The sequence below is a fragment of the Pseudomonas sp. SIMBA_067 genome (assembly GCF_046534675.1).
In the GTDB taxonomy this organism is placed as follows: Bacteria; Pseudomonadota; Gammaproteobacteria; order Pseudomonadales; family Pseudomonadaceae; genus Aquipseudomonas; species Aquipseudomonas putida.
Genome location: NZ_JAWRYH010000011.1, coordinates 77,709 through 103,153, shown reverse-complemented (window position 1 = coordinate 103,153; position 25,445 = coordinate 77,709). Strand labels below are relative to the sequence as shown.

The following is a 25,445-nucleotide window of genomic DNA, read 5'->3' as shown; positions in this document are numbered from 1 at the left end:
TCAGATGTACTTCAGGCCGGGTGCCAAGGTAGTGGTCAGAATGGTGCGCAGACCGTTGGTGTTGAGCAGGTCGAAGAAGCCGGCGGTGAGCTTGGCCACGTCGTCCTCATATTCCCGGCTGAGCAGCGTCATGTGGTAGCGCTCGCTCGGGAATGACATGTCCTCGGCCAGGTAACGCCGGAAGGTGATGATGAAGCGCTTGTCAGTCGCTTTGGCCGCCTCCACGACCTCCTGGACCTCGCCGGTCACGTTGTCCAGGCCAAGGACCAGGTTCTGAAACGCGCTGTTGTCGTTCTTGGGCAGGGCCAGGTCCATGGCCATCGCTATGAAGGTGAGCGTGCGGCCATCCTCCGTGGTGCACACCCGGTCTTCCCACCCAGAGCAGTACAGGTGGGAGACCGTGCCACCCTCCTCCCGCGCCTCGATGGTGTCGACCAGTTCCCCGCGCCCCGAGGCATAGCACTCTTCGATCAGGCTCATCCGAAGTACCTCGCGTACCATTTGTCCAGGCTGCCGGAGAGATCGGTGTTGAATTGGTCAAGCGGCATACCCAAAGAAGCGCCGATGAACTGGTCCTCGGTGTAGACCGGGCGCTTTTTGAACTCCAACCGAGCAGAGAACCGCCAGCGCTTGATCTGAGCCAGTTCACCGCCGGTATACATACCTTTGAAGTGCACCAGGTGCACCTGCATACCCAGCGGGGTCTGAAGTGGCATCTCGAACCACTCGACGCCAAGGTTCAAAGCCCAGGTATGCCACCCCTCGAAGAGTGCAGCCTCTTCCTGGCTAAAGTTGAATGTGAACTGAGCGGAGGTCGGGGGATTGCTGGTTACCCGTCGATACCGAGACCGGCCGGTGACCATCGGCGTGGCCCGCATCGGATCAACCGTGCTCAGGCCATACCCCTCCTGCAGAGGAAGTGGCAATTCTGCCGGGTATTGAATCATTGCCATTCCTCAGCTGAGGTTCGTTTTAGGTGAGAGGGCTGAGGCCCAGCGCTTCCTCGATGCGCGCAAGGCGCCGTTGCAGCAGGAGCTCTTTCTCATCAGGCGGGACGACAGGGTCGGGCACAGGTGCGCCCGGCCCGGTTTCGGCCTCTTCCGTTTCAGTGGTGGTCATGGATTTCCTCGTCAAGATCCCTGCCGGCGGACGCCGTAGGTATCCTCGATAGCCTGTGAAAGCGGTCCGCCTCCGTAAATGTCAGCGACACTCACGTCGATATGCTGCGTCCCATCCTCACTCGTCCGCTGATCAACTTGGCCGGCGCGTGAGCGATCCTGAATCAGGTTCACTACGACATTCGCCGGGGCCTGTGTAGCTGCCGCCGCTGATGCCGGGGCCTGCGTAGAGGCTACGGATCCACCCCCGCCAGCCACCGACACACGCTCGTTCGAGTTGATCGCCTCCAGTAGAGCCCTGTTTCGTTTGGTCGCCGCGGCATTCACCACGAACTCGCCGTCACTCAGGCGGGCCATGATGCTGTCGGATGTGCCGGTGCCGGCACCGGACACGTAACCACCGGTGGCGAAACCTGGGATCACAGCCAGGCTGGTGGCCAGGGCTGTGGTCGAGGTCAGCGCGGCAGCAGCTGGAACGGAGTTGGCACCCAATGTTGCAAGGGACGCCATCGCCGCAGCCGGCGCCCAGGCCGTAGCCGTCGTGCCCGCCAGGATCATGCTCTCACCGGCCGCAGCAGTGCCGAGCGTGGCGTTCAGCGCCGCATTCAGCGCCATCTGCACACCCATCCGCACGAAGCCGGTAATGATCTCCCGCACAACGTTCGATGCGATGTCGCCCAGGGTGCTGAACGACAGCTGCCCGGACATGATCGCGTCGGTGATGTCGGTGGAGATGTTGTTGAACGCGCTGGAGAAGATCGACTCCGTCTGCCCGGCGATGTCACGCGCCTGGTTGCCGAAGTTCTGCACCGCCGCCGTCCAGCCGTTAATAGGGTTGAGCATGGCCTGGTCCATCTGCGCCCAGCCGGCCTGCATAGCTGCCAGCTGCTGCGGCAGGAACTCGTTCGTCAGGTCGATCTGCGCCTGTAGATCCTGGCGCTGCTTTTCCGTCGTGGCGTTGGCCAATTCTGTGCGCAGCTGCAGGATTCGGTCGTTCGTCTGCTGCTCAAGCTGAACGCGCTGCTGAAGGCGTTGCGCCTGCTGGTCGCCCATGCCCACGCTGGCCGCATCCAGGCTGTACTGGGCGCGGTCATTGTCCAGTTGCTTTTGGAGCTGCGCCCGGTATTGCTCGGCCTGGGAAAGGCCTTTGGCCCCCTTGATGGCGGCGGCGTAGTTGATCGAGGATTGAGCCAGGGCCTCGTTGTACTGCTGCTGGGTGATCTTCCCTTTCGACAGCAGAAGTTCCAGCTGGGACTGCCTCTCGACGTACTCTTGCAGCGCAAACTTGGCCGGCTGGGCAGCCTTATACAGGTTGTCGAAAGCGGTCTGGGCTTCGTTCAGCTTGCTCGATAACCCCTTCTGCCCTTTCGGAGATCCAGTGTTTCCGGACTTCGCAGTGGTGTTTCCGTCTATCTGATCCAGTACTTCCTGAACCATCTCCGCAACCGTCTTGGTTTTCGGCGATGACTTCGGTTGCGTGGTCGGCTGCTGCTGACCAAAGGTCAGAAGGCTTGCACCCTGCAGATTCTGCTTAGGCTCGTACTTCTCGACCAGTGAAAGCCCCTTGGCGTAGCGCACTGTCTGGTCGATAACAGTTTGAATCGCATCAACCTGGCGCTTGGCGCTCGACTCGGCGTTCTCGGCCATGGTCTTCATGGAGCGCCCCTGACTCTCCATTTGAGACTTGATGGCTTCGGACGCGGTGATCGATGCCGTTAACTGAACCCGCAGCCTTTCCTGGTCTTCCTTCTTGCCATCCTTGACGGCCTCTTCGTACTTCTTGAGCAGATCGGTCTGTTCTCCGATCAGACGAGCATATTCGACCTGCTGACTGTTAAAGCCGGCCTTCGCAGCCGTATATGCCGCCTCCTGGGCAGTGTTTGCGCCAACCAGGTCGCGGGTTTGAGTCAGCTGGGAAATGTACTTCTCCCACGCCTGCTCACCACCACCAACTGCCGCCGCCGAAACCTGGTGCGCACTCGCCAGGGACTTCGTTGAGCTGGTAGCGCCATCCGTTGCGGTCTTGCTGCGGTCAAGCAGGCGGGCGTAGTCGTCAGCCTTCTGGCTGCTGGTCGAGTATTCGGCGCCGATCTTGACCAGCTCGTCACGGTACGCGCTGGAAATCTGGGTGTTACTGGTCAGCCATCCGGTCAGCGAATCAAGCGACCGCTGGCCATTCCTGACCTCTTCAAACATTCGCTTGAAGGTTTCTGCCGACTCTATGCCGCTGATGCCAAGAGAGTTCACGCCGTCGAAAGCACGGGTGAAGTACTCGTTCAGCGCGCTGCTGGCGTCCTTGGCCGAATCCCGCTGTGCCTCCATCCACTTTGCAGATTGGAACCGCTGCTGCTCAGCGCTGAGCTGTTTGAACTTGGAGATCGAGTCATCCAGGGTCAGGTTCTGGTCAATCAGAGACTGAGTGGCGCTGTCGGTGCTTGAGGCGAAGTAGATGGCAGCCCCAGCGGCTACGGTCAGGGCGGTTGTGAGCAGCCCAACTGGCCCGCCCACTAGCGCCATGAGTCCAGCAGACGCGCGAGCACCAAGCGATTGCGCAGTATTCAGACGGACCTGCGCAGCGTTTTGCGCCACAACAGCCGCAATATCGGCTTCGCGAAGCGTTGTCAGCCTAGCCTGGCCTGCAGCAAGCTGACCCTGAATGATGACTTCTTGCCCGGCTGCCTGTGCAAGGGCGCGCTCTGCTGCCGCTTGCTGCAATGTTATTGCAGCCTCTGTCCTGCGAATCTCGGCAAGTCGAGTCAACGATTGCTGGCGGCCAACATCGTTGATCTGCGCCTGCATGCGCTGTGTTTCAAGCGCGCGATCGGCCGTAAGCTGCTGCTGGACGGCCTGAAGCTGGGCAATGGTATTGGCCTGTGCCGCGCGAGCCGCCGCCGTCTCAGCAAGCGATCGCTGAGTAGCAGCAACAGCAGCGGCCTCGTCAGCCGCTGCCTTCCGGGTAGCCTGGGCAGCTGCAGCGGTCGAAGCCGCTTCTGCCTGCCTCTCGGCGACTACTTGTTGCTGAGTGGCCGCAAGGTCTGCGTACCTGGCCTTGGTTGCCGCCGCGAGCGACACAACCAGGCCCACGCCAACCTTGGCGGCATAAGCGCCGGTGATTGCCATCAGGGCGTCAGTGTTTTCTGCAACGGTCTTCAGTCCATCGCCGCCGACAGCAACAAGGCTACCGAGCGCATTCGCGATGCTCTGAATGCCCATCACCACTTCTGGCTTTGCCAGGGAGCTGGCAAGAGCGTCAACCGAGCTTACAACCGGATCAACGTTGATCTGGCCTACGGCGGCCAGGAAGTTGTTCTTCAATGCCACGGTCGCCTGCTCGAATCGGCGAGGCATCTTGTCGAGCTCGCTGTTCAGCGACGACAGCGATTGCAACAGCGCATTGGTGACCACATCGGATGTGATCTTGCCTTCCGCTGCCATCTGGCGGATCTGGCCGTTGGTGACCCCAAGATACTCTGCCAGAGCCCGAGTAATCCGCGGCCCTTGCTCCATTACGGAGTTCAACTCTTCGCCGCGCAGGGTTCCAGAGGCCAAGCCCTGGGACAGTTGAATGGCGGCGTTCGACGCCTCTTGCATCGTCGCGCCCGAGATCACGAACGCCTTGTTGAGTGCGTCAGTGACGTTCAGCAGTTGTTCTTGGGAGAATCCTGCACCGCGCGTAGCATTAGCCAGGCGCGTGTACAGCGACACGGTCGACTCCAGCGAGCTGCCGGTGTTGTTGGCCATCGCCAGAAGCTTCTGGAACGACTCATTGGCGTTCGTCGTCGAGGTGCTGACCAGGGCCAGCGAGCCCTGCATGGACTTGAACGAGTCGGTTAGGCGCAGGACCTCACGGGTTACTGCACCAACGCCAACAGCGGCCAGGGCGCTACCAGCAGCGCGAGCTGCAGACCCCACGCTGCCCACACTATCAGCCGCCTGGCTGCCTGCCTTGTCCAGGCCAGCAAGGCCTGTGCGCAATTGATCAACCTGCGGCTTTGCGCTCCGCGAGTCGATGACTATCGAGAGGCGAGATTCCTGGGCCATGCCTTTCTCCGGGCGTAAAAAAACCCGCTCGGCGGGCTATCGTTTCTTCGGCTGTGTTTTGGGGTTGGCCTTCTCTTGCTGCTCATCCCAATGGCGCCGGAATTCATCATCTAACGCAAAGATCGCGGTATCGAACTCCTCGCGGCAGATTGCCGAAGGGTATCGGTCGAGATATTGGCCGATGATTGCCGGTGAGATTGGAGCAGGCGCACCAACCATGCCGACGTACTGGCGAGATCTCCCAATGCGCCCGTAGGCCTCAAGGATCTCTGCGGTTACCGGGTCGATTTCTGGCGCGGATGGAACAGGCTCTACGCCCTTAAGACGCTCTCGCTTCCAGCGCGCTTTCTCGCTCGACTCGCCTGCCCACTCACGCCCCCAGCAGTAGGCGTCGACGGCTTTTTTGCCGTCTCTTTGGCCCGCTCCTCGGCCCGGGTGGCGATATCGGTTGCCACCTGCAGCGCGGTGAAGTAGACGTCAGGGCGCAGACCGATGAGCAATTTTGCTCGCTCCTGGGTATATGGGGTGTCGACGCCAGGGCTTTCGGCCTCCTCAACCCCCTCCCAGTCGAGAATGATGTGTTTGCACACCAGATCGACCAGCATGTCATCCATGCTTTCGATATCGGGGATCTCAGCGTTCACCGGGTCGAACCCCTCGGTACCCACGCCATAGCGCGAGTCGACGATGGATTGATGCCGCTGAATCATGGCGTGGTGCGACTTGAACTTAGGGTTGGCAGCCGAACCGACTTGGATCTTCACGCCCGGGGCGATTTCCACCCATCGCGTGCCTTCAATGTCCAGCTTCGGAGCCTGGGAAATGACGAGAGCCATGGTATTCCTCTGCGGTAAAAGGCCCGACGCACACCGCAGGGCGCGCCGGGCAAAGGGTTAAGCGGTGACGGTTACAGCACAGGTATCGGTCTTGGTGCCGTCCGCAGCGCTGGTTGCCGTAATAGTGGCCGTGCCGACGGTCAGGCCTTTGACCAGGCCGGTCTCGCTCACGCTGGCGATTGCCGGGGCGGAACTGGTCCAGGTGACCTGCTGGCTGGCACCGGCCGGGGTGACCACGACCTCGAGGTCGCCCGTAGCGCCAACTGCCAGGTTCAGGGTGGCCGGAGTGACATCCACCGCAGCCACAACGATCGGCGCGGGCAGACGGGTGATGGTTGGGGCCACGCGGCGGGCGGTGTAGTTCAGTTCCATCTGGATGATGTCGGTCGATCCGCCATCAGGCCAGTCTGCGGTGACTTCCATCTCAGGTATCAGGAACTTGTAGCCGCCGTCGGCGTTGCCGATGGTGAATTCCAAGCTGATGGCGTCGTTACCCTTCTGGGCCTTCCACAGCTCGTAGGCCATCTTCGACCAGCTGATGGTGATCGATCCGGACGGGGTGAAGGTGGTGGCAATGATGTTGCCCGGGTATGGGTTGCCGTTGCCGATGCAGCGCTGGGTCTGGACGGCGTTGTCGAACTGCAGGTTGAAGCTGTCGACGCAGGCGTTGTCCTGCCCCACCTGGACGCCGTTGATCTTCAGGCCGCTGATGTCCTTGAAGCTGAAGCGGCGCTGGCTGCTCTCGGACTGCGCGTTGACGATGAACGACGTGTTGTCGCCCTTGTCATCCCAGGACCGCGCAGCCATGGTCGTGGTGACCGTGACCTCGTTGTCGCCCGGGAAGTCGAAGTTCATGGTGGCGACTTGAACGCCGCGGGCGATGGCCGACACACCGATGTCGGTTGCGTACGAGGCGATCGAGAATGTGATGCGGTCGTCGCCCATGGCTAGGACGTTCGCTGCCCAGGCCTTGCCGAAGCAGGAGGCCATGAACTCGTCCAGCGCGCCGAAGCGCCACTTGGTTTCGATATCGCCGCCCACGTCCACAGTGGTCTGGGCGGTGCCCTGCGACATGCGAGTGAAGCCTATTTCGTTGTTCTCTTCCGAGTTGAAGGTCGGCATCAGGCCGTTGCTGATACGAGTCAGCACGTTCCAGTTGCCTGCCGGCGTTACGCCAGGTGTTACTTCTTTGATCCAGGCCAGCTGGACCTTGGCTCCGCTCGACATGCGGTTTCTCCTATCGATAGGCGTAAAAAAACCGCCATGTGGCGGTGGATGTTGAGGGCTCAGTAGGCCCGGTATGGAACGCGTACGTTGACCTGGTACCAGTTGCTGCCGTCGTCGCCGACAACCTGCGGGGATGCCTCGAAGAAGTCGAAAGGCCCCTCTGGCGCGCTGTAGTACTGAAACTGGGTAACCAGCGTGTCTACGGCCCTGGTGATTGCTAGAGTGCCGCTGTAGCTGGGCACGAACAGTTGGATGACGACGATTCCGGTGTGGCGCACGCATGGGCCGATGCCGACCTCTGGCGTGCTGCTCAGGCCGGGAATGTCTGCCAGGCGAGCCCAGATGCTCCGCCCTGCCGGATTAAACGGCTTTGGTGGGTTTGGGTAATCCACTGCGTCAGCAGGGATCCCGGTCCACTGCGCCATGCGCCCGATGACGATGGCTCGGATCTGTTCGAAGGTCATGAGTAGGCCTGCGTGACGCCATGAAAGCTGGCTTCGTAGATACCCTTCGGCGGCGCTTGCTTGGAATGACCATCTTCAAGGGCCTGGGCATACGGCAGATTGTTCTGGATGAAGACCTGCGTATATGGCTCCAGGCCGGTGACCGCCCGCACACCCGCCTGGAGGGTTTCTGCGCCCGTTGGATCGACGTTCACGGTACTGGTGTAAACCGGCGCCCCGACGCTGACGATGTTGTTCCCACGGAATCGCCCGGTATCAACCGGCGAGCGCAGAACGATTTCGTTGAGGAGCGCGATTGCGATGACTCGAACGCGCTGGCTCAGTTGCTCCTCCACCACGCCAGCGAAAAGGCTGGGCGGTGTGCTCCAGCCCCTTCTGGACATGGTCACTTCCTCAGTTGGATCTCGTAGTGGGCCTTGGCCGGGTCGATGCCTGGGCTGACGATGCGATAGGTCACCGGATCGCCCGTGATCAGGTCGTCGGCGGTGATCTCGTGGCCGACCGCCGGCTTATCGGTGACTTCGTTGGCCAGGCAGATCAGCAGGACGTCACCCACAAGGATGTTGATGTTGTCGATCCTGTGGCTGTCGTAGTTATCGAAGACACCGCGCCCGGGATAGGTCACAGGCTGCGCGGTGGTCGTCTCGCTGACAGGATCCCATACGCCCGGGCCCATGTAAGACCCAGTGAAGGCCTGCACAGCATCAGCCAGATCATCGTCGAATGCCTCGACCAGGTCGGCTTGTATATCGTCACGGAGCCCCATGCCCTACCCCCTCGACACGCGGAACGCGAATGGATTGCTGCGCCATGGGGTGAGCAGGGCCAGCGCCAACTGCACACACGCCGGCTGGGCGGCCGTGCTGGTCTTGTCGATGGAGCCGAAGGTCTTGCTGGTCGATACAGAGCCAGCCTTGACGGTCTTCGCCTCAAGCGACCCTTCGGTCTGCTGTTGGTACAGCTTGCCCTGGGACGCGCACTTGGCCAGCCGGGCGCCAGCCTCTTTCACGTCGTCAGGGATAGCTTCCATATCGATCCCGGTCAGGTTTAGCGCTGTCAGGTAGGCGTTTGCCTCGAACACCGCCTCGTCCTTGAGGTCGTCAGCTGCCCAGCCAGCCCCGAGGATGCTATCCACGTCGGCCACGGTGATGTAGGTAGCCATCAGGCCTCCGCTGTAATGAGTGGGGCCGATGCCCCTGTGTTACTTGGCGAGTTCGTCGACCTGCTTCTGCAGAGACTCTTTGGAGGCGTTGGTGCGATAGGTCACCCCGGCCTCTGTCAGCTTGGCTTTCAGCTGCTCCACCTCTGGGTCACTGGCCGCAGCCTGCTTCAAGGCAGCGATTTCAGCGCGGAGATGCTCGTTCTCCTCCTGCAGCTTGCCGGCCTTCTCAACCTCGCCATCGCGCTCGCTTTGCAGGCTGGCGATGCCGGCATTGACCGCTTCCAGAACCCGGAATAGGTGGCCAGCGGTTTCACCAAGCTCACCTTCGGGACGCTCCAGGCTCTGCTTGGCGAACGACTCGACGATCACGCCGATGGCTGCCATTTCAGCAACCAAGTGATCGGCCTCGCCCTGAGCCAGACCGCCTGCCCCGACAACCACGGCCGCGGCCTTCAGTTCTGGGCGAATGGTGACCTCGGGCACATCGTTGGCCGCGCCCTTGCGGCTGGTGGCGGCGTTGGCGTCAAGGATGACCAGGCCATGCTCTTTGGCCAGGGCCTTCACATCCTCCTGGTACTGGTGGAACGGTCCCGCCAAGTACCAGATGTTGTTTTTGCTCATGCTCACGTCCTCAGTGGGCCAAGCCATAGGGCCGGCCCGCCATCAGAGTTACTTGGAGGCGTCACCGATCAGAGCAACACCAGCGGTGTGCTTGATGCTGGTGGCGGTCTTGTCCCAGTTCGTCCCAGTGGCCAGTTCGGCATCGGTCGGAGACTTGCCGCCGGCGGTCACATCCCAGGTGTAGCCCTTGAGACCCAGGCCGAAGGTGTAGTCGGTCTGCAGCGTGGTCTCGATCCGCTCTTTGCCGTTGTTGGTCTGGACGTTGCTGATGATGTCTCGGCCGTCGTGCACCAGAGCAGCACCTTGGACCAAGGACAGGATGATCTCCTTGTCCGGGGTGCCGTCCTGCATCAATGCCGGGGCATCAGTCACAACAGAGACCTTGCCCAGGATATCGATCACGCGGACGTTGCCGGCCTGGAACAGCTGCTGCTGATTGGCCAGGTTCTGACCGACCAGCTTGTGGTAAGTGGTGCCCTGCATCACCTGGGTGACCAGGTTCTGGCTCGCGTCACCGAACTTCGCGTGAGCGTTGTTCAGGCCGGCGTAGGTGATGCCGGCGGTGGCCGACACGTCGTTGACGGCAGCGGCCTGGGCTGTGATCGCAGCCACGAGGGCGGCGATAGCGGTGTTCAGTTGGTCCTTCAGCAGGATCTCGGCGAACGCGCGGGAGGCGACTTCGACGCCTTGGGCGGTCGGGCGCTCCAGCCAGGTCATCTGGGACGGCTCGTAGCGGATCGGGCCAAAGCCACCAGCAACCTTCACAGACGTGTTTTTCAGCTCGGTCAGGTCGGTGATCGGCGCGGCGCCGTTGGCAGCGTAGCGATCAACGCGGCGCTGGGCAGCGGCCAGGGTCTGGAAGAACGACTCCTGCAGGAAGTCGCCAGTGAAGCCGTCAGGGGACAGCACGATGGCGCCGCGGCTGGCGGCGTTGAACGCAACGAGCATCTGATCCAGCGTCTCGATGGTCGCCGGCATGATGTATTCGTTGAAAACCTGCATTTGCGACAGGGACATGGGTGTATTTCCTTATTTCAGTGGAAGGTCTGGGAACCGGCTGGCCAGTGCCGCCGTGCGTTCCTCTTTGGTGCCGCCGATGTTGCCTCTTGCGGCCCCGCCGCCTTTTCCAGCACCCCCGGCCCCGCCGCCAGATGCTTTGCTGCCAGCGATCAGCGGACCGAAGGCCGGATCGTTGGTGAATTCTGCTTTCAACTCATCGAGCGTTGCCGCCGAGAGCTTGCCGGCGGCGTCCAGCACGACAACGGTGGGTTTACCGTCGCGCTGCTCGACGCTCAGCCGGCGTTCGATGTGGGGAAGCAATGCCTTGGCGCTGCCGGGGACAGCCAGGGTGGTCGCGATCTCGGTCGCCGTGCGCCCTACGGTCAGATCCCGGATCTGGCCTTGCAGAGTGCTGTTGGTGCTTTCGAGTTGGGCGGTCAGCTCAGCTTCACGGCGGGCGAACTTCTCGGACCATGACTTCTCCAGGCCCTCGACGTCGCCGGCTTTGCGGGCGGACTCTTCTGCCTCGGTGCGCGCCTTCTCTTCGGCCTCGCGACGAGCCTTCTCGGCGGCCTTCTTCTCACCCAGCAGTTCTTCCACCTTGGCCTTCAGGCCGGTGACGTCTTCCTGCTGCGGGAGCCCATCAATGCCGAGGACGAACTTGCCGTCCCTCTCGACGTAAAGGGCTGCTACTGATTCATCTACGCCTTCAAGGCTGTCCAGTTGGAATTTCAAGGTCATTGCTGTCTCCCAGAGACTTTGAGCAGGCCCTGCCTGCAAGAAAATGCTTTCGTTTTTCTACAATGTAGATTACATTGGGAGCACAAACCCAGAGGATACCCCATGAAATCTGTACAATTTATTCATAACGAAAACGGTGATGTTGAATATGCAGTGATGCCTATTGCCCACTACAGAGCGCTGACTTCGGGTGGCTCTGATGTTGAAGATCCGCACCCGCTGCTCACCAAGGACAAGACGGCTATCAAGCTTCCCTATGGCGGGCCGGGCACCTGCTTGATCATTGAGGATCTAGTCCAATACCTAAAAGATCATGGGATCAACCACCTCGCCATCAACCAGCGTGCTCAGGTACTAACTGCATATCCCAAAGAGCAGGAAATGACGCTCGATCCGATCATTCGCCGCGAATTTCTGGCGCCCGACTCCTCGTACCGCAACACCATGCAAGCGACCGTTGAAGTCGTAGATGCGCTGGTATCCACTGGACGATTCCGCCGCACGAAGAAGCGCTATGACTTTTTCAATCGCGCCGTGAATGCCCTTGAGCTGGTCGGATAATCTGGCTTCAAAGTCCCGCCCGCTCGAAAGCCATCGGCTCACGCTCGCGCAGCTGCTTTAGGGTTAGGGTCCGGCCGTCGTCATCGACGAACCTGTCGATGGTCAACTCCCCTTTGCTGAACAGCTTGTAGCGAGCGGGGCCCAGCACATCTTCCTGGAAGGCTGCCGTCTGCTTGGCGAGCCATTCGCCGTAGGTGGTCCGGCTACTGACTTGTTCCACGCCATCGGCACCTACTGCCGGCCTGGTCGATCCCGGGATCTCCCTGGCGAATTCATCCTTGAGTACGGGAATCTCGGTCGTCCGGCAGTTCCAGTGGAACGGCGGCGACGATGCGGTCATAGGCACCACAGTGCCGTCCAGTGCCCGGCATAGCGGCGTTGTCCGGCCGTCCAGCGTGGCCACGCGACGCTTCCCCTTCAAGATGTCGGCGTTGTCAGCCATGACCTGCGCCCTCGCCGAACTGGCGATGTGGTTGGTCATGGTCCTGACCAGCGATGCGGCCTGGTCGCGCTGCTGCACGCCCAGCGATGTGAGCCGCCGGCTGATTTGCCCGGTCGTCTCGCCCAGTGCCGACCCCATGCGAATCTCGCTGATGATCTCAGCACTCTTCTTGGTGCCGTACTGGTCGAGCGCGCCGTTGATGCTGATGCGCTGTCGGCCCTTGCCGACCTCCAGGTCGAGCGGGTCAGCCAGGGCAGCGGCGGCGATCTGCTCAATGCTGGGCCTATTCAGCTGAACGACCGCCTTCACGACCTTGCCCAGTAGCGTCATGTTGAACTCGGCTTCGTAGCCGCCGAATTCCGTCAGGTCGAGCACAGCCTGTTGCTTCATCTCGCCGTAGACGCCCGCCAGCTCGCCCTGTAGCTCTTGGATCTGCTTCTCGTACCGTTGGGTGCCGTAACGACTTAATCCTTCTGAGACGCGCGATTTGGCGGTGTTGATGGCCTTGGTGATGAACTTGGCCAGCCGCTTGAGGCTGCCCCCGGCGTAGCGCTGGAGGTGCACCTGGTGACGTGTCGCTGCGTCGGATAGGTAGCCGTCACTGCTCATCCTCACCGCCTCCGGTTTCGTCTCCAGTCACTGGCGGCTGCTGGGCCAGGTCCTCGTCGATCTTTTCATCGCTACGATCCGCTTCGAGCACGCCGCCCTGCCGCAGATTGACCCGCACATCCCGCTTGGCGATGAAGCCCTGCTGCCACAGCTGGATCTGGGCGATGATGTCCTGGGCGGTCATCGTCTCGTCGAAGAACGATTGGTTGAGCCAGAAGACCGTCCCAGCCTCGTCCGGCTCGCCCATCATGAAGCGCTCGGCGTCAAGGATGGCTCGCTTCAGGGCCTCGGACACGTTGCCGGCGATGGTACCTAGCACGCTGTTGTCAGAGCTGTAGCGGATCCGCACGGCTTCTGCTGTCTCTGCACCACCCGCCTTCTGGACGATGCGGGCGCCGATCATCAGCATCTGCTCTTCCTTGTCCTTCAGCAGCGTGCGAGCCAACTGGCTCTCGGTTGCCTGGACCAGGGTCGCGGTTCCGCTCTTGCCGAGGTTGTAGCCCCGGGTCGATCCAATGTGCATGCCGTTCGGGTTCACCTTGACGAACTCGTCGGCGCTGATGTCGGTCGTGATGAACAGCGTCGGCTGGCTGCTGATGAACCCGCTCTCCTCCACCGTGGCGCTGTTGCCGTAGTGAAGGATGTTCACGTCGGCCAGGTCTTCCAGAGGCGACTTGTCGACGCTGGCGTCGTTGTTCTGGGCGCCGTAGAAGCTGAACAGGATGTGGTCGAATGGCCGGCCATTCTTGTCGAGCGGCGCGACTTCGGTGTAGGTGTTGCCGTCTTCTGCATAAACACGCTGGACATAGCGGCCGTCGACCAGCAGCAACACGCGGTATTGGGTGCTAGTTGTGCGCTCCAAGCTGTCCGGACTGAACGTTGACACGCACTCCAGCAGGCAGACATAGACCAGGCGCTTCACGCCATCGACCACCTGCTCATCCCAGTCGATGATCGACTCGGCGCCATAGTGATGGATCAGCGCGCTGCGCCCCTGCATGTCGGCCATGGAGGACACACCCTCAACCGCAGGGAAGTCCACGAGGAACCCGCCACGACCGGCATCCAGGCATTCACCCACGGCATCCTTGGAAAGCTGCTCCAGGCTCGTGCCGTCGCCGCTAGCGTTCTCTTTGAGGTACTCGACCCCGGCGGGCAGCTCCAACTCTGCAGTCTTGCGGAACACCGCACCCAGCAGGCCGGTGCGCGTGCGCCCGGTGATGTTCAAGAACATCGCCCGCTTCTTGTACTGCTTGTACCGCGCCTGGTTCTCGGGAGACTTGTTCTCCGGGTCCGGCATCGGCAGGTAGATGTCGTGCTTGCGCACCTCTCGGGCGCCCGCCACGCAGCGCTTGACCAGCTGCCAGCCGGGCAAGGCCTCCGAGTACTCTGCCCGGGGGAGGAAATTAGGCATGGATGGCCTCAGAAAGTGAACGAGATCGGCACGTGAGTGACCGGCCTGCTGATCGGGTAGTCGTGGTGGATGAAGTAGCCGCCGGCGTCGTTCGCATGGTCCACGCCGGATTTTTTGTCAGGCTCGCCATTGGGCGCCCACACCTGCTGCTCCAGGCCATCCGCGTACGTCGGGCAGCGCAGCGGATTAATCAGGTACCGGCGCTCGCCATTCGCGTTGCAGAACATCGCGTTCATGGCGTTGATGCGATCTTTAACCGGTGGGTTTGCATCGGGGGCGATCACGCTGAACCCGGCCTGGCGCAGGATGGCGATGTCCGTCTCACTGGCATTCACCGACTTGCGCGACCCGCCAGAGGCGTCCGGGTAGATCCTGATCTCGCAGGTCTTCTCGTACGTGTTGCCGCTGTGCCGCCAGTAGCGCTCCTTGATGCGCCGGATCATGTCCGGGGTGTCGAAGCCGTCTATCAGCTCATCCACTGCCCTGGGCTTTCCGTCAGCGCGCTTTACGTGCGTGATCGCTGCCATCTTGCCAACGTTGAAGTCCATGCCAATGAACAGCGGCTCGCCCGCCTCGACCGTGTCGAAGCAGGAGTTCAGCTTGCGGTCGTAGGCGTGGTAGATCGATCCGGCGTTCAGGTTGACGAACTGGCCATTCAGGTACGCCAGGATCAACTGGGCCGGGTACGATTCCATCAGTGATGGGATGTAGTCAGGCGGCAGGTTCAACTCGTTGTCAAACGTGCTGGCCTGCACCAGGCCGTACATACCCTGCAGCGCTGGCTTCTCGCGCAGCTGCTTCACGAACTGCTGATAAACGAACTTGAACCCCTCAGGGGTGGTGGTGACGTCCACGCCGTTCTTCAGCCCAGGCACGTTGTAACGCATCCGGGCAATGATCTTGCGCCAGGCATGCTCAGCCTTCAGCGCGGGCAGAACATCGAGCTCATCGACCAGGGCATGCCCGATCTTGAAGCCTACGATGGTCTGCGGCTTCTCCATCGAGCGGCAGATGGTCGTGCTGCGGTACTGGCCGCCGCTGTAGAACTCGACCTCCTTGTCGCTCTCCTTCGTCTTGACCTTCAGGCCCCAGTCGAAGGCCACCTCCTCGATGGTCGGGAAGAAGATATCGCGGATCTGCGGGTACGTCGGGGCGAAGTAGCCGGAGTTGATCCGGGGCCATTCCCACACGTGCTTGCAGATGCCAGCACAACCAACCCAGGTCTTGCCCGAGCCGAACCCAGCGACGAAGCCGCGGAACTTGTGCGGCATGTTGATGAAAGTGGCCTGAGGGACGTTAAGCGTCGGCATCGCGCTTCCTCGCATCCATCACCGTGACCTGCACCGAGGTGGGTACCGCATTGTCGAGCGGACTATCCACCTTCGTCTGCCGGTTCACGTATACGTCGCCTACTTCCTTGGCCGCCTGCTCCAGCAGCTGGGCGGTCAGGGCAAGGTTGCGCATGCTCTCAGCCTTCTCGACCATCCTGCCCAGCGCGCGGAGGCGATAGGCACGGTTGGCGATCGGGATATCAGCCGTCTCCTCGCGGAAACGCTTGCGGGTGTCTTCGAACAGGGTTACCCAGCGCTTGGCCAAGCGCTGCGCTGCGCGCTTGGTTGGATCGTGGCTTTCCACCGACTGGCGGCTCACCTCGATCCCAAATTCGTTTTTGACGGCCTCTGCCACCTGAGATGGCGTATCGAAGCAGGCCAACGCCTGAACGATAAAGGCCTTCACCTCGTTGCTCAGGGCTGCCATAGGTTTGGGTTCCGTCAAGCGCCTGTCAAAACTACGCCGACTTCAGCAGGCAGGTTCCGCAGGCCCTCGCAATGTTGATCTTGGCCACCTCAGGCGGCCGGCTTGCAGCGTCGATAAGCTGCTGTACGTCGTGGCTTGGCCCATACCGGCGAACAACCCCGACGAACTCTTCAACGTCATGGCCGCGCATCTCAAGCTTGGGCATGCCGTCATCGCCGAACGCTGGGGCGCCGTACTTATCGAGCTTGTGGCCGATGTGGTAGAGCTCGTGCTCGACCAGAGCGCAGAACTCAGCATCAGTGCACTGAGCGCAGTAGTCGGCAGCGAAGGTGATGAGGTAGTCCGGCTCCTCACCGAACCATTCCCGCATCTGCTGCTCTTGGCGGGCCTTCTGCCACCCGCCAGCGCGGAACATCAGCTGCTCTGCCTGGCCAAGCACTACCCTGCCCTGCTTGCCGAATCCACTCGATGCCCACAGCACGCCGATGTTGGCGTCGATCAGGTGAGCGTGGTCTGGGTTATGGATGCTGCCAGTTTCGGCCAGGATCTCACCCTGAATCCAGTCCCACACATCTGACGCAGGACAGAGCGTTATGCATGGCAACTCATCAAATTCAACAGGTGGGACCGGCCTTTTCATTGCTTCCCTCTACTTGAAACGATGGCTTTATGCCCTCATCTCGAATGGGCAACATTTCCCTCATAAACATCAGAGAAACTCCAGATGTCAGATCAAGACCAGCAAACCCCAGAGCAGAGGATGGTCGCGTTTGCGGCGAATTTCTTTGCTGCGCGTATCGTCCTTTCACAGCCTGCACGAGCGACGAACAAAGAACTTGAGACCGCGAAGAAAACCAACGAATCCGTCACCCGCTTCCTTACTGAAGGTGGCTATCTGCCTGAGAAGGCCTTCTTGAAACCTATTCCGGATCGCCCTGATGCGTATCTGACGGTAATCAATGGCCAGGATGGCGTTATCCCACTAGCGGATGAAACTGGCACCTACACTGTGTCCGGAGAAATGATTCAGAAGGTCCTGGTCATTTACTACGAGTCATGGTTCCACAACCTAAAGCGTTGAAAGAGGCTTAACCTCCACCATCCTGTGCGTCTCGGCATGTACATGCCCGTGCAGGATGCCGACCACCAGCCCTTGAGGCAGCCCCGCTTCCTTGGCAGCATCAATCGCTTTCACCAGGGCGGCATCGAACTCTGCCACCGCATGGACGATATCCATGCTTACCGGCAGCTCATGCCGAATTCGTGTGAAGTTGGTCATGGTTGCTCCCGCGCCACGAAACGGCGCACCTCGATTTTGTGGCGCGGCTATGGAGTAACCCGGTTGAGGGCCTCATCCGCCTTGTCGATGGCCTTGGTCGCGGTGGCCGCTGCCTTGCTTGCCTTGTCAGCTGCTGTGCCAGTCTTGCGGGTCAGCTCATCCAGGCGGATGTCACGCTGTTTTGAGGCTTCGTCATAGGCTTGGCGAATCTGGGCTACCTGATCCATATAGGACTTGGCCAATGTCCATTGACTCAACTGGAAGCCGAAGAACCCGCCGCCGGTTACCAGCAACAGGGCAATTGCCCACACCTCAACTCGACGCCACCAGCGGCGAGCGATGAATTCCATTGCGCATCTGTCCATCAGATCATTCCTCCCAGCTTCGTGCGTAAGCGGGCGATCTCCTCACTCTGGAGGGTCACGCGCTCAGTGAGCTGGCCGACCTGGCTGGTCAGCGCTTCGATCTTTCCTTCCATACGTCCAACGGTTGCAGCCAGGTCGTTGCGCTCTTTGGCGAACTGATCAGCGCGGGCTTCGGCAAGCTTGCGGGCCTCGCGCTCGGAGTCGAGCAGTTCGTTCAGTCGGCGCACGGTGCCGATGTCGGCGTTATCCATGGCCCGGTCAGCCGCATCCTTGGAGAGGAACTTGCGCAGCCACAGGAAACCACCCAGCAATACAGTGCCCGTTCCACCCAGCCAGGTGGCTGTGCCTGGGCCGAGGTCGGTCGGGTCCATAATTCCTCTCAATAAAAATCAACACAAGTGTTTACACTCAACACATATGTTTATATAATTACTCCATCAACGCACAACGGAGGGTTGATGAAGTACAGCGAGTTCAGGAGATGGTTGGAGGCCCAAGGGGTCGAGTTCTCGAAGTCAGCCAACGGCAGCCACTTCAAGATTCGCTACAAGGACCGCCAGACGATCTTCCCGAGCCACGGATCCAAGGAAATTGGTGAAGGACTCAGGAAGGCAATAATCAAGCAACTGGGCCTCAAATGAGGCCCCACCACCCTGAACAGACGTCCAGTCAGCCCCATGAGAGGAAACATGTACGACTACAAAATCGTGGCTCACGAGGAAAACGATCACTTCTGGTCGTCTTGCCCAGACATTCCAGAGGCACACAGCGTTGGCGATAGCCTGGAAGAGCTTCTGGCAAATGCGGTAGACGGGCTCACCCTGGCGCTGTCGATCTACGTGGACCAGAAGCGGGCGATTCCACCTGCCACCGAAGCCGGCGATCACATCGTCCGGCTTTCTGGCGTCACGGTCGCAAAAATAGCCCTCTGGAATGAACTGGTCCGTTCCGGAAAGACCCGGGCTGACCTCGCTTCGATGCTGGGCGTATCACCCACCGCAGCCGGGCGCCTGGTCGACTTCGAGCACACCTCGAAACTCGAAAGCCTGGAAGAAGCTCTGGCTAAGTTCGGGGTTCGACTCATGGTGACACCCACCGCGATGCGGGCTGCTTGATCTCGCCCACCCCAGGGGTCGGCACTCTCGCCGCCCCTCTTCAGGGCCTATTCGGGCAATAAAAAACCCGGCACTGGGGCCGGGTTTACGTGAGCTTCTAGGCTCAAATGGAAAGAGGAATTGCACCAGCAGCAACGCAGCTATACCCGACAGCGGACAAACCTTGAGTAACCGGTACCAACAGGAAACCAAAGACGTCTTTAATCATAGAGCTAACCTCCTTCGCAGACATTACTGCTGCGATCAGCGAATTCATTGATGGGAGTGCAGATACAGCCACAGCCAGAGCAAACAAACCCGCCATCCGGATAGCCGGCATAGCCACTGGAATCGAACCAGTCTTCCCCCTAAGCTATTGGTCACTCCTAAACGCGCAGGAATGACAGGATGGACGCATATTGGCTCATTGGCTCACTCGCAGTCAAGCGACATTTGCCACCAAAAGGCCTTCATGGTCGAGAATGTGCTGAGCTTCGACCAGTGCCGCGTCTACCTCACGCTCTAGAGCCTTGCGGATGTCGCGCCGCCAGCGCTCCTGAGTCTTGATCGGGTGGGGCTCGTTGCTCCAGTTGTCCATCTCATACCACGCTGCCGGGAGCACATTGGTGCTGCGCTTGCCATCCACCCCGGGCAGCTTGGGCATGGCCCAGGTCAGGATCGCGCAGTGGCGGAAGCGTTTGGGTGCCGGTGAACGAAGGGTCCGCGTGATTTCCTCGATGGCTGCGTGCTTGCGGTCGACATGGGTCGAGTACTTCGCCACCAGGTGCCGCCACTGTTCCTCACTGAGGTTCTTGTGCAGCCGGCCGAACACCCAGCAGTCCATGAGGAAAGCTGCCTCCTTGCCGACGATCTCACCCTTCTGCTTCGCGGCTTGAACCTTCGGCTCGAACTCGCAGCCGCCAGCGCTGTTGATGGTCTCGGCCGCCAGCGCCCGAACTACTGCTGATACCACGTTCTGATAGCTCACTGGCCCTGCTCCTTCTTCCGTCGATTCGATACCCGCATGCCCCGCACGATGCAGTAGGCGCCAAAGATGGCCATGGCCAGCAGCAGGAGCTGGCCGGTGTCGGTTGGTGTCCAGTTCATGCTGCAGCTCTCCTCAGGTCTTTGAGCTTCTGCCTGTACAGGGCCTTCATGGCCTGCAGATCTTCGATGGTCAGGCGCTGGGGCTTATGAGGCCCTTCGAGGAACTCCACGGCCGCGGCGCCGATGCGCTTCACCAGGCGGATGCGGTACTCGACCGCGTTGCCCGACAAGTTCCGATTGCACTTCACGCATTGGCGGTGCACGTTGAGCGGCTCGAAGCGCAGCTCCGGGCAAGCACCCACCGACCGGTAATGCCCGGCGTCCCAGCGGCTGCCGGTGATGAGGTCGTGGTCGCTTGGGTTCGAGTCGCAACTGATGCACGGCAGGCCGGCGTCGCGCTCGCGGATGTAGGCGTTGAACGCGGTCTGCGCCTCAGCCATGTGCTCGCGGCGTGTCTTCAGCTTCTCCCGGCGCTCCTGCAGGTCCTGGCGGGCCTGCTTGGTGATGGCCTTGGCCGCAACCTTCTGCAGCTTCGGATCTTTGGCCATGGCCTTGGCGCAGACGATGCTGCACACCTTCTGCGTGGTCATTGTCGGCTTGAAAGGCTTGCCGCAACCTGGTGCCTTGCACTTCTTCGGTTTGATCTCCTTGGCAAGCATCAGTACCGCCCTCCCCACCGATCCGGCTCAGTCCAGCGCACGCCATGCTCGGCGCCGAAGGCATGCATCACTTCGAACAGGTCGCTGAACCACTTCTGGGACTGCTTGCGGGTCGAGACGCCCAGGACAACGAATCCACCGTCAATGCCCGGTACCGCGTCCTGCTTCTGCACCGCCGCGCTGAAGATGTGCTTCCAGTCCTCGTCACTGAGCTTTCGGCCGTACCACTCCACCTGCTGGGAGACGTCGCGAAGCATTGCCCACATCTTTCGGTTGCAGACGTCCGGGCGCTTCTCGTCCTTGATGACCACCACCTTGGGCTTGGTCAGGTCGATGGCGTGCAGGGCGCCGTAAACACGATTGAGGTCGTGGGTGCTGCGGATGGCGAACTCAGTCATCGCTGCGCCCCTCCAGCCGTACCATCGCCTTGCAGAGGGCCCGCTCATGCTCAACCAGGCCCCGGGCCTTCGAGTAGAGCGCGTGAGCGCGCAGGCCTATGTATGGGCTGCTGGAGTAAAAGTCCCAGCTCAGGTACCAGCCGCCGAGGACAGACAGAGCGTTGCTCACCTGCATGCGGAACAGGAGATCTCTTTGGAGTTGGCTCATACGCCCTCCCCGGCCGGCTGCCCGGCGCGCTTGATGTTCAACTTGGCCAGCAGGTGTGCACGGCACGCGGCGGCGCTCGATGGGATCTGCTGCAGGTCCAGCAGGCGGGCCTGGCGTTGGCTGGCGTACTCGTCGGCTAGCTCGATCAGGCTCTTCTGGCTGTCGTGGCCGATGCCGGTGGCGATCTTGCCGTCGAGCGGCTCGCCCTCCTGGGCGCGGCGAAGCACGATCTCGTAGGCCCGGTCGAAGCGCGCCTGCAGGCCCTTGTCGTTCTGCTGGGCAGAGCGCAGGTCGAACAGGCCGGTGGCCACAGCGGCTATCTTCACGCCCTCATGGCTGTACACGCCCAGCAGTGCCTCGACCCAGGCTGCGGCCGGCGCCGGCATACCGAAGTCCTCAGGGGTCGGCTGACACATGGCGATGAACTCGCCCACGCTCGGCGCGAATGGCTTCTTGAGCTTGCGGCACTTCTCGATGCCGAACTCGATCTGTTCCAGGGTGCGGATACCCTCGGAGGCGAACTCCTTGATCCACTCCTCCTTGGCGGCGGCCAGGGCCTCGGTGGACGGCCACGCTTGGCGCCAGGCCGGGAAGATCCCTCGCAGTCGGCGGAACAGGTCGTTGACCACCTCGGCAGTCTCCAGCGAGACCACCACCGGCCCGCCGTGCAGCTCAGGCGGACGGTTCTGCATCGCAGCCATCAGTTGGTTTGCTGATTTCATGTGCGCACCATCAGCCCTTCGGCCCAGGATGAGTCGTTGAAGTCGGGTTCGTTGTTCTGGCGGCGCTGGCCCTGCTGGGCACCTGGCAGCACCTTCTCCGGGAACAGGCCGGTCCAGCCGTTACTGATCGACTGGTTGATCACGGCATCAGGTGCGTGGTGCCCGGCCAGGGTCTTGGCCTGCTTCGCACAGGTGGTGGCCGTCAGCGGCTTGCGGATCTCTTTTCGGTGCTGGCACCAGTCGGCCCAGATGGCCGGGGTGACGTTGGGCGGGCAGCAGGTCAGAGGGTCAAACTTCGAAGTCTTGCGCGAAGCGGTCGTGGACGCCTTGGCGGCCGCGCGCTCACCCTCATTTGTACTGTTGCTCTTTGTATTACTCTCCTCCGCCTTTTCCGAATAGGGGTCACCGCCTTTTCCGAATAGGGTCGCAGCGTTTTCCGAATAGGTATTCGACTTTCCGAATAGGTTGGAAAGACGCACGCGCCGCTCTACTACCTGCCGGCCATCACGGATCAACTCGACCCGCAAAAAACCCTTTGCAGACAATGAGCTGATGATTTCCGAGACGCGGGAATTCGACAGACCGAAGAACCTGGCGAAGTGGCTGTTGCTCGCGTAGCAGCCGCGCACGGGGTCTTGCAGGCTGCCAATCTCCACCATCATCACTTTCTCGGTGATAGACAGGGAGTGGTCCAGCCAGACCTCGGCAGGAATCCAGACGCCTTTGAACTGACGCGGGATGTCGCTGGTCATGCTCATGGCTCCTCCCGCTCGATCATGTCGCGCAGATCGCGGTCGAGGTCATGCACTGGCACCCAATCCTGTCCGGCCTTCATGAGCAAGGCCACAAACTCGTTGTTCGGCTGGTCAACTTTCTTGCGCAGCCAGGTGTAGAGGACGTGCGTCTCGGTGAGCGCTTTCTTGTCGCCCTCCAGTACTTCGCAGTAGCGGCGAAAACGCTCGTTCTCGGCATTGAGCTGGTCGATTTCAGCCAGCAGCGCCAGGACGGACTCAGGGCACGCTGCTGCGACATATACTGCATTCCTCCAGCGGTCCGGCCCCTGGCAATCAGCGATGATGTAGCCGCCGTTGAGCTGGTCACTTTCGGCACTCATGACCTCGTTCAGGTCGTCGGTCGTCCATCTCGACTTGGTAGCCAGCAAAGCAGCAGACTTGAGCTTCTCTTTGTCGACGCTCATGCCGCACCCCGCACGGCCTTGTCGTGGGTGTGCAGGCCGTCCCAGTTCTTCTTCATGGGCAGCTCGCCGGCCAGGTACAGCTCGTACAGGCGCACGGCGCCCTTGCGCAGCAGGATTGGCGTGTAGCTGATGAAAGCCTCTTTCCCGTGCGGCGTGATCGTCTGTTGATGCTCGGTCATGTACTTGTCGCGGGCGTAATTGCCGACGCGGTAGCGCGTGCCGCTGCTGCCCTCGGTGTAGAGCCAGTTCTTGGCCTTGAGGAAAGCGTTCACCTGCATCACGTTGATCCCATTGAGGCCCTTGCAGAACTGGACAGGGCTCATGCCCTCCTTGAACAGGTTCTCCAGGTGGTCGATCTTCTTGGCCTGGGCCTCGACCTGGACTGTGAGCAGCACGCGGGCCTTCTCCGACTCCAGGGCCATCTGGAGGATTTCCAGCTTGCTGAGGTCGGCGGGCTGGGCCGGGGCGGATTTCGCCAGACGCCAGAACTCCTTGACCAAACGCTTCTTGAATTCACGGACGATGGCCGTGTTGCGCATGTAGGTCAGCAGCAAGGTCGCCTGCTGCTCGTTCATCAGCGCGATCTCGCGGGATTGCATGCCACCAGCGGTCTCGAAGGGTTCGATTTGGAATCGCACCCCTCCAAACTCGCCGAAGTCGGCCTGGTACTTGCGAACCAAGGCAATCACGCTGGCGTGTTCGTTGCCCGTTTCGTGAGCGATGGTTGCGGTGGTAGTCACCGCCTCCCCGTCGACGATGGCCACGATTGGGGTTCGCGCCACGAAATCGTGGTTCGCATTTTGTGGCGCCGCCCTTGGTAGGGCCTGTACACTTTGGGTCTGCATATGCATAATTCCCTTCAGAGTTTTGTGTTGCAGAGAGCCGGGGTGCCACCCGGCTTTTTTGTGCCCGCAATCCGGCCTTATCAGGGCCTAATCAGGCCTTTCGATGAAACGGGGTCACGACTCCTCGCGGGTTGCGAGGCTTGGTTCGGTTGGCCAGTTCTCGACGGATCAGCTCAGCTGCCAGCGCCTCAGGGCTTACGCCCCTTCTAATCGCCTCTTTCTCCAGCTGCTCCATCTGCCCCTGGTCCAATCCGATCTCTTCAATCGGCATGGGGCCTCCTAAGGGCCTTCAGGCCACGTGCTGATCGCCGGTATTCTCCGAAGCCAGGGCGGCCAGCTGAGCCTCCAGCAGCTCACGGCAAAGCACTGCGCGCTGGGTGCGATGAAACTTCGCTAGCGCCTGGATCAGCTCAAAGGTGTCCTCATCGACCCGGACCTTGATCTCACGGTCATGCAGGTGCTTGGGGTTGGCGTACATGCTTGGGTGGCTCCTTGCGGCTATGAAATTGGTTAGGCGGCGACTTGTGCAGGTGGGAATGCATCGTCAAGAGCGCAATTGGCGCCAAGGACGTTCAGCGCTTCCACAATGAGTCGCGCCTCTTGCAGGCCTGGGTTGCGAAGGCCTGATTCGTAGTTGGCCAAGCGGGACTGATTCCAGCCGAGCTGACGGCGCAGCGCTGCCTGGGTAACGCCAGCCCTTTCGCGAATCGTTCGGACTTGGTTCATACGGTCTTCCTCCATTGATGACCGAAGGATAAACACGCATCGTGTTAATTGCAAACACAATAAGTGAAAGCCGGCTATTTCGTTTCGTGATGAAATTCCGCGCATGAACGAATCATTGAGCCAGCGCATCAAGCGCCTGAGAAAAGCCAAAGGGATGTCCCAAGCCCAGCTTGCTGAGGCCTGCGGCTGGAAATCGCAATCCCGGGTTGGTAACTATGAGGTAGGCACTCGCGAGCCTACCCTGGCAGATATCGCCTCGATGGCAGCAGCCTTGGGCGTGGATCAGTCCGAGTTGCTCCTGAATTCGCCGGCGCCAGAACCAACTGCCGCGCCTGAGCGGAGCATGGCCGATCTTGTGAAGCAGATGCTCGCAAAGAGCGGAAAAGGCTTTTCCGAAGAGGCGCGCCGCCGGCTTCTCGCAGCAGCTGAGGAGCCGCAACCGTCAAACGTGATTGAGGCTGACTTCTCCCGCCCAGGCCTGGTTGGTGATGAGGTGTGGATAGCCCACTATGATGTCCGGGCCTCGATGGGCGGCGGTCAGAACGCGCACGACTTCCCAGAACTGATCAAGGACATTCGTGTCAGCCCTAGCCATCTCCGTGAACTGGGCGTCGAATTCGAAGAGCACTTCCACCTGAAGGTCGTCACCGGCTGGGGCCAGTCGATGGAGCCCACCATCAAGCATCGCGACCCGCTGATCGTGAATATTAACGTCCGCGACTTCGTGGGCGATGGGGTGTACCTCTTCGTCTGGGATGACCTGCTCTACATTAAGCGCCTGCAGGTGGCTGATGAGGATCACTACGAGATGATTTCGGACAACCCGCGGCACAAGGATCGACTCATCCGACGGGACATGACCTACATCCAGGCCCGGGTGCTGCTAGTCTGGAACGCGCATCTGGTGTAGC

General features: G+C 60.8%; 38 protein-coding genes. 5 read left to right on the top strand and 33 right to left on the bottom strand.

Annotation, left to right across the window (positions count from 1 at the left end; translation table 11 throughout):
• The 13 genes from SB765_RS22105 to SB765_RS22045 all read right to left on the bottom strand — a co-directional run bounded on the left by SB765_RS22105 (position 1) and on the right by SB765_RS22045 (position 11,209).
• The gene (locus SB765_RS22105) at positions 1-480 is read right to left on the bottom strand and encodes a DUF1833 family protein (RefSeq protein WP_410931939.1); all 480 of its coding nucleotides are present in this window, start codon (positions 478-480) and stop codon (positions 1-3) included.
• Positions 477-947, bottom strand: coding sequence for a transposase (locus SB765_RS22100; RefSeq protein WP_410931938.1), 471 nt, complete (start codon positions 945-947; stop codon positions 477-479). Before SB765_RS22100 ends, SB765_RS22105 begins: the two co-directional genes overlap by 4 nt.
• Positions 948-972: 25 nt before the next feature.
• Positions 973-1,119, bottom strand: coding sequence for a hypothetical protein (locus SB765_RS22095; RefSeq protein WP_410931937.1), 147 nt, complete (start codon positions 1,117-1,119; stop codon positions 973-975).
• Between the two features lie 11 nt (positions 1,120-1,130).
• Positions 1,131-5,159 carry a tape measure protein gene (locus SB765_RS22090; RefSeq protein ID WP_410931936.1) on the bottom strand — a complete coding sequence of 1,343 codons (4,029 nt, stop codon included), beginning with the start codon at positions 5,157-5,159 and terminating at the stop codon, positions 1,131-1,133.
• 311 nt (positions 5,160-5,470) lie between these two features.
• Positions 5,471-5,995, bottom strand: coding sequence for a hypothetical protein (locus tag SB765_RS22085; protein ID WP_410931935.1), 525 nt, complete (start codon positions 5,993-5,995; stop codon positions 5,471-5,473).
• Between the two features lie 57 nt (positions 5,996-6,052).
• Positions 6,053-7,222, bottom strand: coding sequence for a phage tail tube protein (locus SB765_RS22080; RefSeq protein WP_410931934.1), 1,170 nt, complete (start codon positions 7,220-7,222; stop codon positions 6,053-6,055).
• A 59-nt stretch (positions 7,223-7,281) separates the two neighbouring features.
• Positions 7,282-7,686, bottom strand: a complete 405-nt coding sequence (locus SB765_RS22075; protein ID WP_410931933.1) for a phage tail terminator-like protein — start codon at positions 7,684-7,686, stop codon at positions 7,282-7,284.
• Entirely contained in the window at positions 7,683-8,069 is a 387-nt protein-coding gene (locus SB765_RS22070; protein ID WP_410931932.1) for an HK97 gp10 family phage protein, read from the bottom strand. The genes SB765_RS22075 and SB765_RS22070 overlap by 4 nt, the downstream gene beginning before the upstream one ends.
• Before the next feature lie 2 nt (positions 8,070-8,071).
• A complete protein-coding gene (locus SB765_RS22065; RefSeq protein ID WP_410931931.1) occupies positions 8,072-8,452 on the bottom strand; it encodes a glutamate 5-kinase in 381 nt (126 codons plus the stop codon).
• Between the two features lie 3 nt (positions 8,453-8,455).
• Positions 8,456-8,848 (bottom strand): protein singed, encoded by a 393-nt coding sequence (locus SB765_RS22060; protein ID WP_410931930.1) that lies wholly within the window; start codon positions 8,846-8,848, stop codon positions 8,456-8,458.
• Positions 8,849-8,887: 39 nt separating this feature from the next.
• Positions 8,888-9,469 (bottom strand): hypothetical protein, encoded by a 582-nt coding sequence (locus SB765_RS22055; protein ID WP_410931929.1) that lies wholly within the window; start codon positions 9,467-9,469, stop codon positions 8,888-8,890.
• A 48-nt stretch (positions 9,470-9,517) separates the two neighbouring features.
• Positions 9,518-10,486, bottom strand: a complete 969-nt coding sequence (locus SB765_RS22050; RefSeq protein WP_410931928.1) for a major capsid protein — start codon at positions 10,484-10,486, stop codon at positions 9,518-9,520.
• Positions 10,487-10,498: 12 nt separating this feature from the next.
• Positions 10,499-11,209 (bottom strand): hypothetical protein, encoded by a 711-nt coding sequence (locus tag SB765_RS22045; RefSeq protein WP_410931927.1) that lies wholly within the window; start codon positions 11,207-11,209, stop codon positions 10,499-10,501.
• 102 nt (positions 11,210-11,311) lie between these two features.
• Here SB765_RS22045 and SB765_RS22040 point away from each other — a divergent pair, with 102 nt between their 5' ends.
• Positions 11,312-11,770 (top strand): hypothetical protein, encoded by a 459-nt coding sequence (locus SB765_RS22040; RefSeq protein ID WP_410931926.1) that lies wholly within the window; start codon positions 11,312-11,314, stop codon positions 11,768-11,770.
• 7 nt (positions 11,771-11,777) lie between these two features.
• On the opposite strand, the gene SB765_RS22035 is transcribed toward SB765_RS22040, so the two are convergent.
• From SB765_RS22035 to SB765_RS22015, 5 genes are read right to left on the bottom strand one after another with little or no spacing between them, the layout of a single operon-like run.
• A complete protein-coding gene (locus tag SB765_RS22035; protein ID WP_410931925.1) occupies positions 11,778-12,821 on the bottom strand; it encodes a minor capsid protein in 1,044 nt (347 codons plus the stop codon).
• A complete protein-coding gene (locus SB765_RS22030) occupies positions 12,811-14,235 on the bottom strand; it encodes a DUF4055 domain-containing protein (RefSeq protein WP_410931924.1) in 1,425 nt (474 codons plus the stop codon). Before SB765_RS22030 ends, SB765_RS22035 begins: the two co-directional genes overlap by 11 nt.
• Positions 14,236-14,243: 8 nt before the next feature.
• The gene (locus SB765_RS22025; protein ID WP_410931923.1) at positions 14,244-15,545 is read right to left on the bottom strand and encodes a terminase large subunit domain-containing protein; all 1,302 of its coding nucleotides are present in this window, start codon (positions 15,543-15,545) and stop codon (positions 14,244-14,246) included.
• Positions 15,532-15,993, bottom strand: a complete 462-nt coding sequence (locus SB765_RS22020) for a DUF2280 domain-containing protein (protein WP_258653037.1) — start codon at positions 15,991-15,993, stop codon at positions 15,532-15,534. Before SB765_RS22020 ends, SB765_RS22025 begins: the two co-directional genes overlap by 14 nt.
• Before the next feature lie 31 nt (positions 15,994-16,024).
• Complete coding sequence (locus tag SB765_RS22015) at positions 16,025-16,633, bottom strand: putative metallopeptidase (protein WP_410931922.1); 609 nt, start codon at positions 16,631-16,633, stop codon at positions 16,025-16,027.
• An 84-nt stretch (positions 16,634-16,717) separates the two neighbouring features.
• Here SB765_RS22015 and SB765_RS22010 point away from each other — a divergent pair, with 84 nt between their 5' ends.
• Positions 16,718-17,074 carry a hypothetical protein gene (locus SB765_RS22010; protein WP_410931921.1) on the top strand — a complete coding sequence of 119 codons (357 nt, stop codon included), beginning with the start codon at positions 16,718-16,720 and terminating at the stop codon, positions 17,072-17,074.
• Here SB765_RS22010 and SB765_RS22005 read toward each other — a convergent pair.
• The 3 genes from SB765_RS22005 to SB765_RS21995 are packed head-to-tail and all read right to left on the bottom strand — an operon-like array spanning position 17,063 to position 18,008.
• Positions 17,063-17,272 (bottom strand): hypothetical protein, encoded by a 210-nt coding sequence (locus SB765_RS22005; protein ID WP_410931920.1) that lies wholly within the window; start codon positions 17,270-17,272, stop codon positions 17,063-17,065. The two genes, SB765_RS22010 and SB765_RS22005, sit on opposite strands and share 12 nt — an antisense overlap.
• A 47-nt stretch (positions 17,273-17,319) precedes the next feature.
• Entirely contained in the window at positions 17,320-17,637 is a 318-nt protein-coding gene (locus SB765_RS22000; protein WP_410931919.1) for a hypothetical protein, read from the bottom strand.
• Positions 17,637-18,008: a chemotaxis protein gene (locus SB765_RS21995; protein WP_410931918.1), complete on the bottom strand. Its 372-nt coding sequence runs from the start codon at positions 18,006-18,008 to the stop codon at positions 17,637-17,639. The genes SB765_RS22000 and SB765_RS21995 overlap by 1 nt, the downstream gene beginning before the upstream one ends.
• An 87-nt stretch (positions 18,009-18,095) precedes the next feature.
• Here SB765_RS21995 and SB765_RS21990 point away from each other — a divergent pair, with 87 nt between their 5' ends.
• Positions 18,096-18,278: a type II toxin-antitoxin system HicA family toxin gene (locus tag SB765_RS21990; RefSeq protein WP_258653050.1), complete on the top strand. Its 183-nt coding sequence runs from the start codon at positions 18,096-18,098 to the stop codon at positions 18,276-18,278.
• 48 nt (positions 18,279-18,326) lie between these two features.
• Positions 18,327-18,752: a type II toxin-antitoxin system HicB family antitoxin gene (locus tag SB765_RS21985; RefSeq protein WP_410931917.1), complete on the top strand. Its 426-nt coding sequence runs from the start codon at positions 18,327-18,329 to the stop codon at positions 18,750-18,752.
• Positions 18,753-19,173: 421 nt separating this feature from the next.
• Here the strand turns inward: SB765_RS21985 and SB765_RS21980 are convergent, their stop codons facing one another.
• The 12 genes from SB765_RS21980 to SB765_RS21925 form a co-directional block, all read right to left on the bottom strand.
• The gene (locus SB765_RS21980; protein WP_410931916.1) at positions 19,174-19,719 is read right to left on the bottom strand and encodes a hypothetical protein; all 546 of its coding nucleotides are present in this window, start codon (positions 19,717-19,719) and stop codon (positions 19,174-19,176) included.
• Positions 19,716-19,838 carry a hypothetical protein gene (locus tag SB765_RS21975; RefSeq protein ID WP_410931915.1) on the bottom strand — a complete coding sequence of 41 codons (123 nt, stop codon included), beginning with the start codon at positions 19,836-19,838 and terminating at the stop codon, positions 19,716-19,718. Before SB765_RS21975 ends, SB765_RS21980 begins: the two co-directional genes overlap by 4 nt.
• Positions 19,835-20,437 carry a recombination protein NinG gene (locus SB765_RS21970; protein ID WP_410931914.1) on the bottom strand — a complete coding sequence of 201 codons (603 nt, stop codon included), beginning with the start codon at positions 20,435-20,437 and terminating at the stop codon, positions 19,835-19,837. Before SB765_RS21970 ends, SB765_RS21975 begins: the two co-directional genes overlap by 4 nt.
• Positions 20,437-20,835, bottom strand: a complete 399-nt coding sequence (locus SB765_RS21965) for a recombination protein NinB (RefSeq protein ID WP_410931913.1) — start codon at positions 20,833-20,835, stop codon at positions 20,437-20,439. Before SB765_RS21965 ends, SB765_RS21970 begins: the two co-directional genes overlap by 1 nt.
• The gene (locus SB765_RS21960) at positions 20,828-21,043 is read right to left on the bottom strand and encodes a hypothetical protein (protein WP_410931912.1); all 216 of its coding nucleotides are present in this window, start codon (positions 21,041-21,043) and stop codon (positions 20,828-20,830) included. The genes SB765_RS21965 and SB765_RS21960 overlap by 8 nt, the downstream gene beginning before the upstream one ends.
• Complete coding sequence (locus SB765_RS21955; RefSeq protein ID WP_410931911.1) at positions 21,040-21,765, bottom strand: replication protein P; 726 nt, start codon at positions 21,763-21,765, stop codon at positions 21,040-21,042. The genes SB765_RS21960 and SB765_RS21955 overlap by 4 nt, the downstream gene beginning before the upstream one ends.
• The gene (locus SB765_RS21950; protein WP_410931910.1) at positions 21,762-22,517 is read right to left on the bottom strand and encodes a helix-turn-helix domain-containing protein; all 756 of its coding nucleotides are present in this window, start codon (positions 22,515-22,517) and stop codon (positions 21,762-21,764) included. The genes SB765_RS21955 and SB765_RS21950 overlap by 4 nt, the downstream gene beginning before the upstream one ends.
• Positions 22,518-22,519: 2 nt before the next feature.
• Positions 22,520-22,963, bottom strand: a complete 444-nt coding sequence (locus tag SB765_RS21945) for a hypothetical protein (protein ID WP_410931909.1) — start codon at positions 22,961-22,963, stop codon at positions 22,520-22,522.
• Positions 22,960-23,808, bottom strand: coding sequence for a Rha family transcriptional regulator (locus tag SB765_RS21940; protein WP_410931908.1), 849 nt, complete (start codon positions 23,806-23,808; stop codon positions 22,960-22,962). The genes SB765_RS21945 and SB765_RS21940 overlap by 4 nt, the downstream gene beginning before the upstream one ends.
• Positions 23,809-23,899: 91 nt before the next feature.
• Positions 23,900-24,079 carry a hypothetical protein gene (locus SB765_RS21935; protein WP_410931907.1) on the bottom strand — a complete coding sequence of 60 codons (180 nt, stop codon included), beginning with the start codon at positions 24,077-24,079 and terminating at the stop codon, positions 23,900-23,902.
• A gap of 18 nt (positions 24,080-24,097) precedes the next feature.
• Positions 24,098-24,286: a hypothetical protein gene (locus tag SB765_RS21930; RefSeq protein WP_027919780.1), complete on the bottom strand. Its 189-nt coding sequence runs from the start codon at positions 24,284-24,286 to the stop codon at positions 24,098-24,100.
• A gap of 32 nt (positions 24,287-24,318) precedes the next feature.
• Positions 24,319-24,534 carry a helix-turn-helix transcriptional regulator gene (locus SB765_RS21925; RefSeq protein WP_151326208.1) on the bottom strand — a complete coding sequence of 72 codons (216 nt, stop codon included), beginning with the start codon at positions 24,532-24,534 and terminating at the stop codon, positions 24,319-24,321.
• Between the two features lie 103 nt (positions 24,535-24,637).
• On the opposite strand from SB765_RS21925, the gene SB765_RS21920 reads away from it, so the two are divergent.
• The gene (locus SB765_RS21920) at positions 24,638-25,444 is read left to right on the top strand and encodes an XRE family transcriptional regulator (RefSeq protein ID WP_410931906.1); all 807 of its coding nucleotides are present in this window, start codon (positions 24,638-24,640) and stop codon (positions 25,442-25,444) included.
• Position 25,445: the final 1 nt, after the last annotated feature.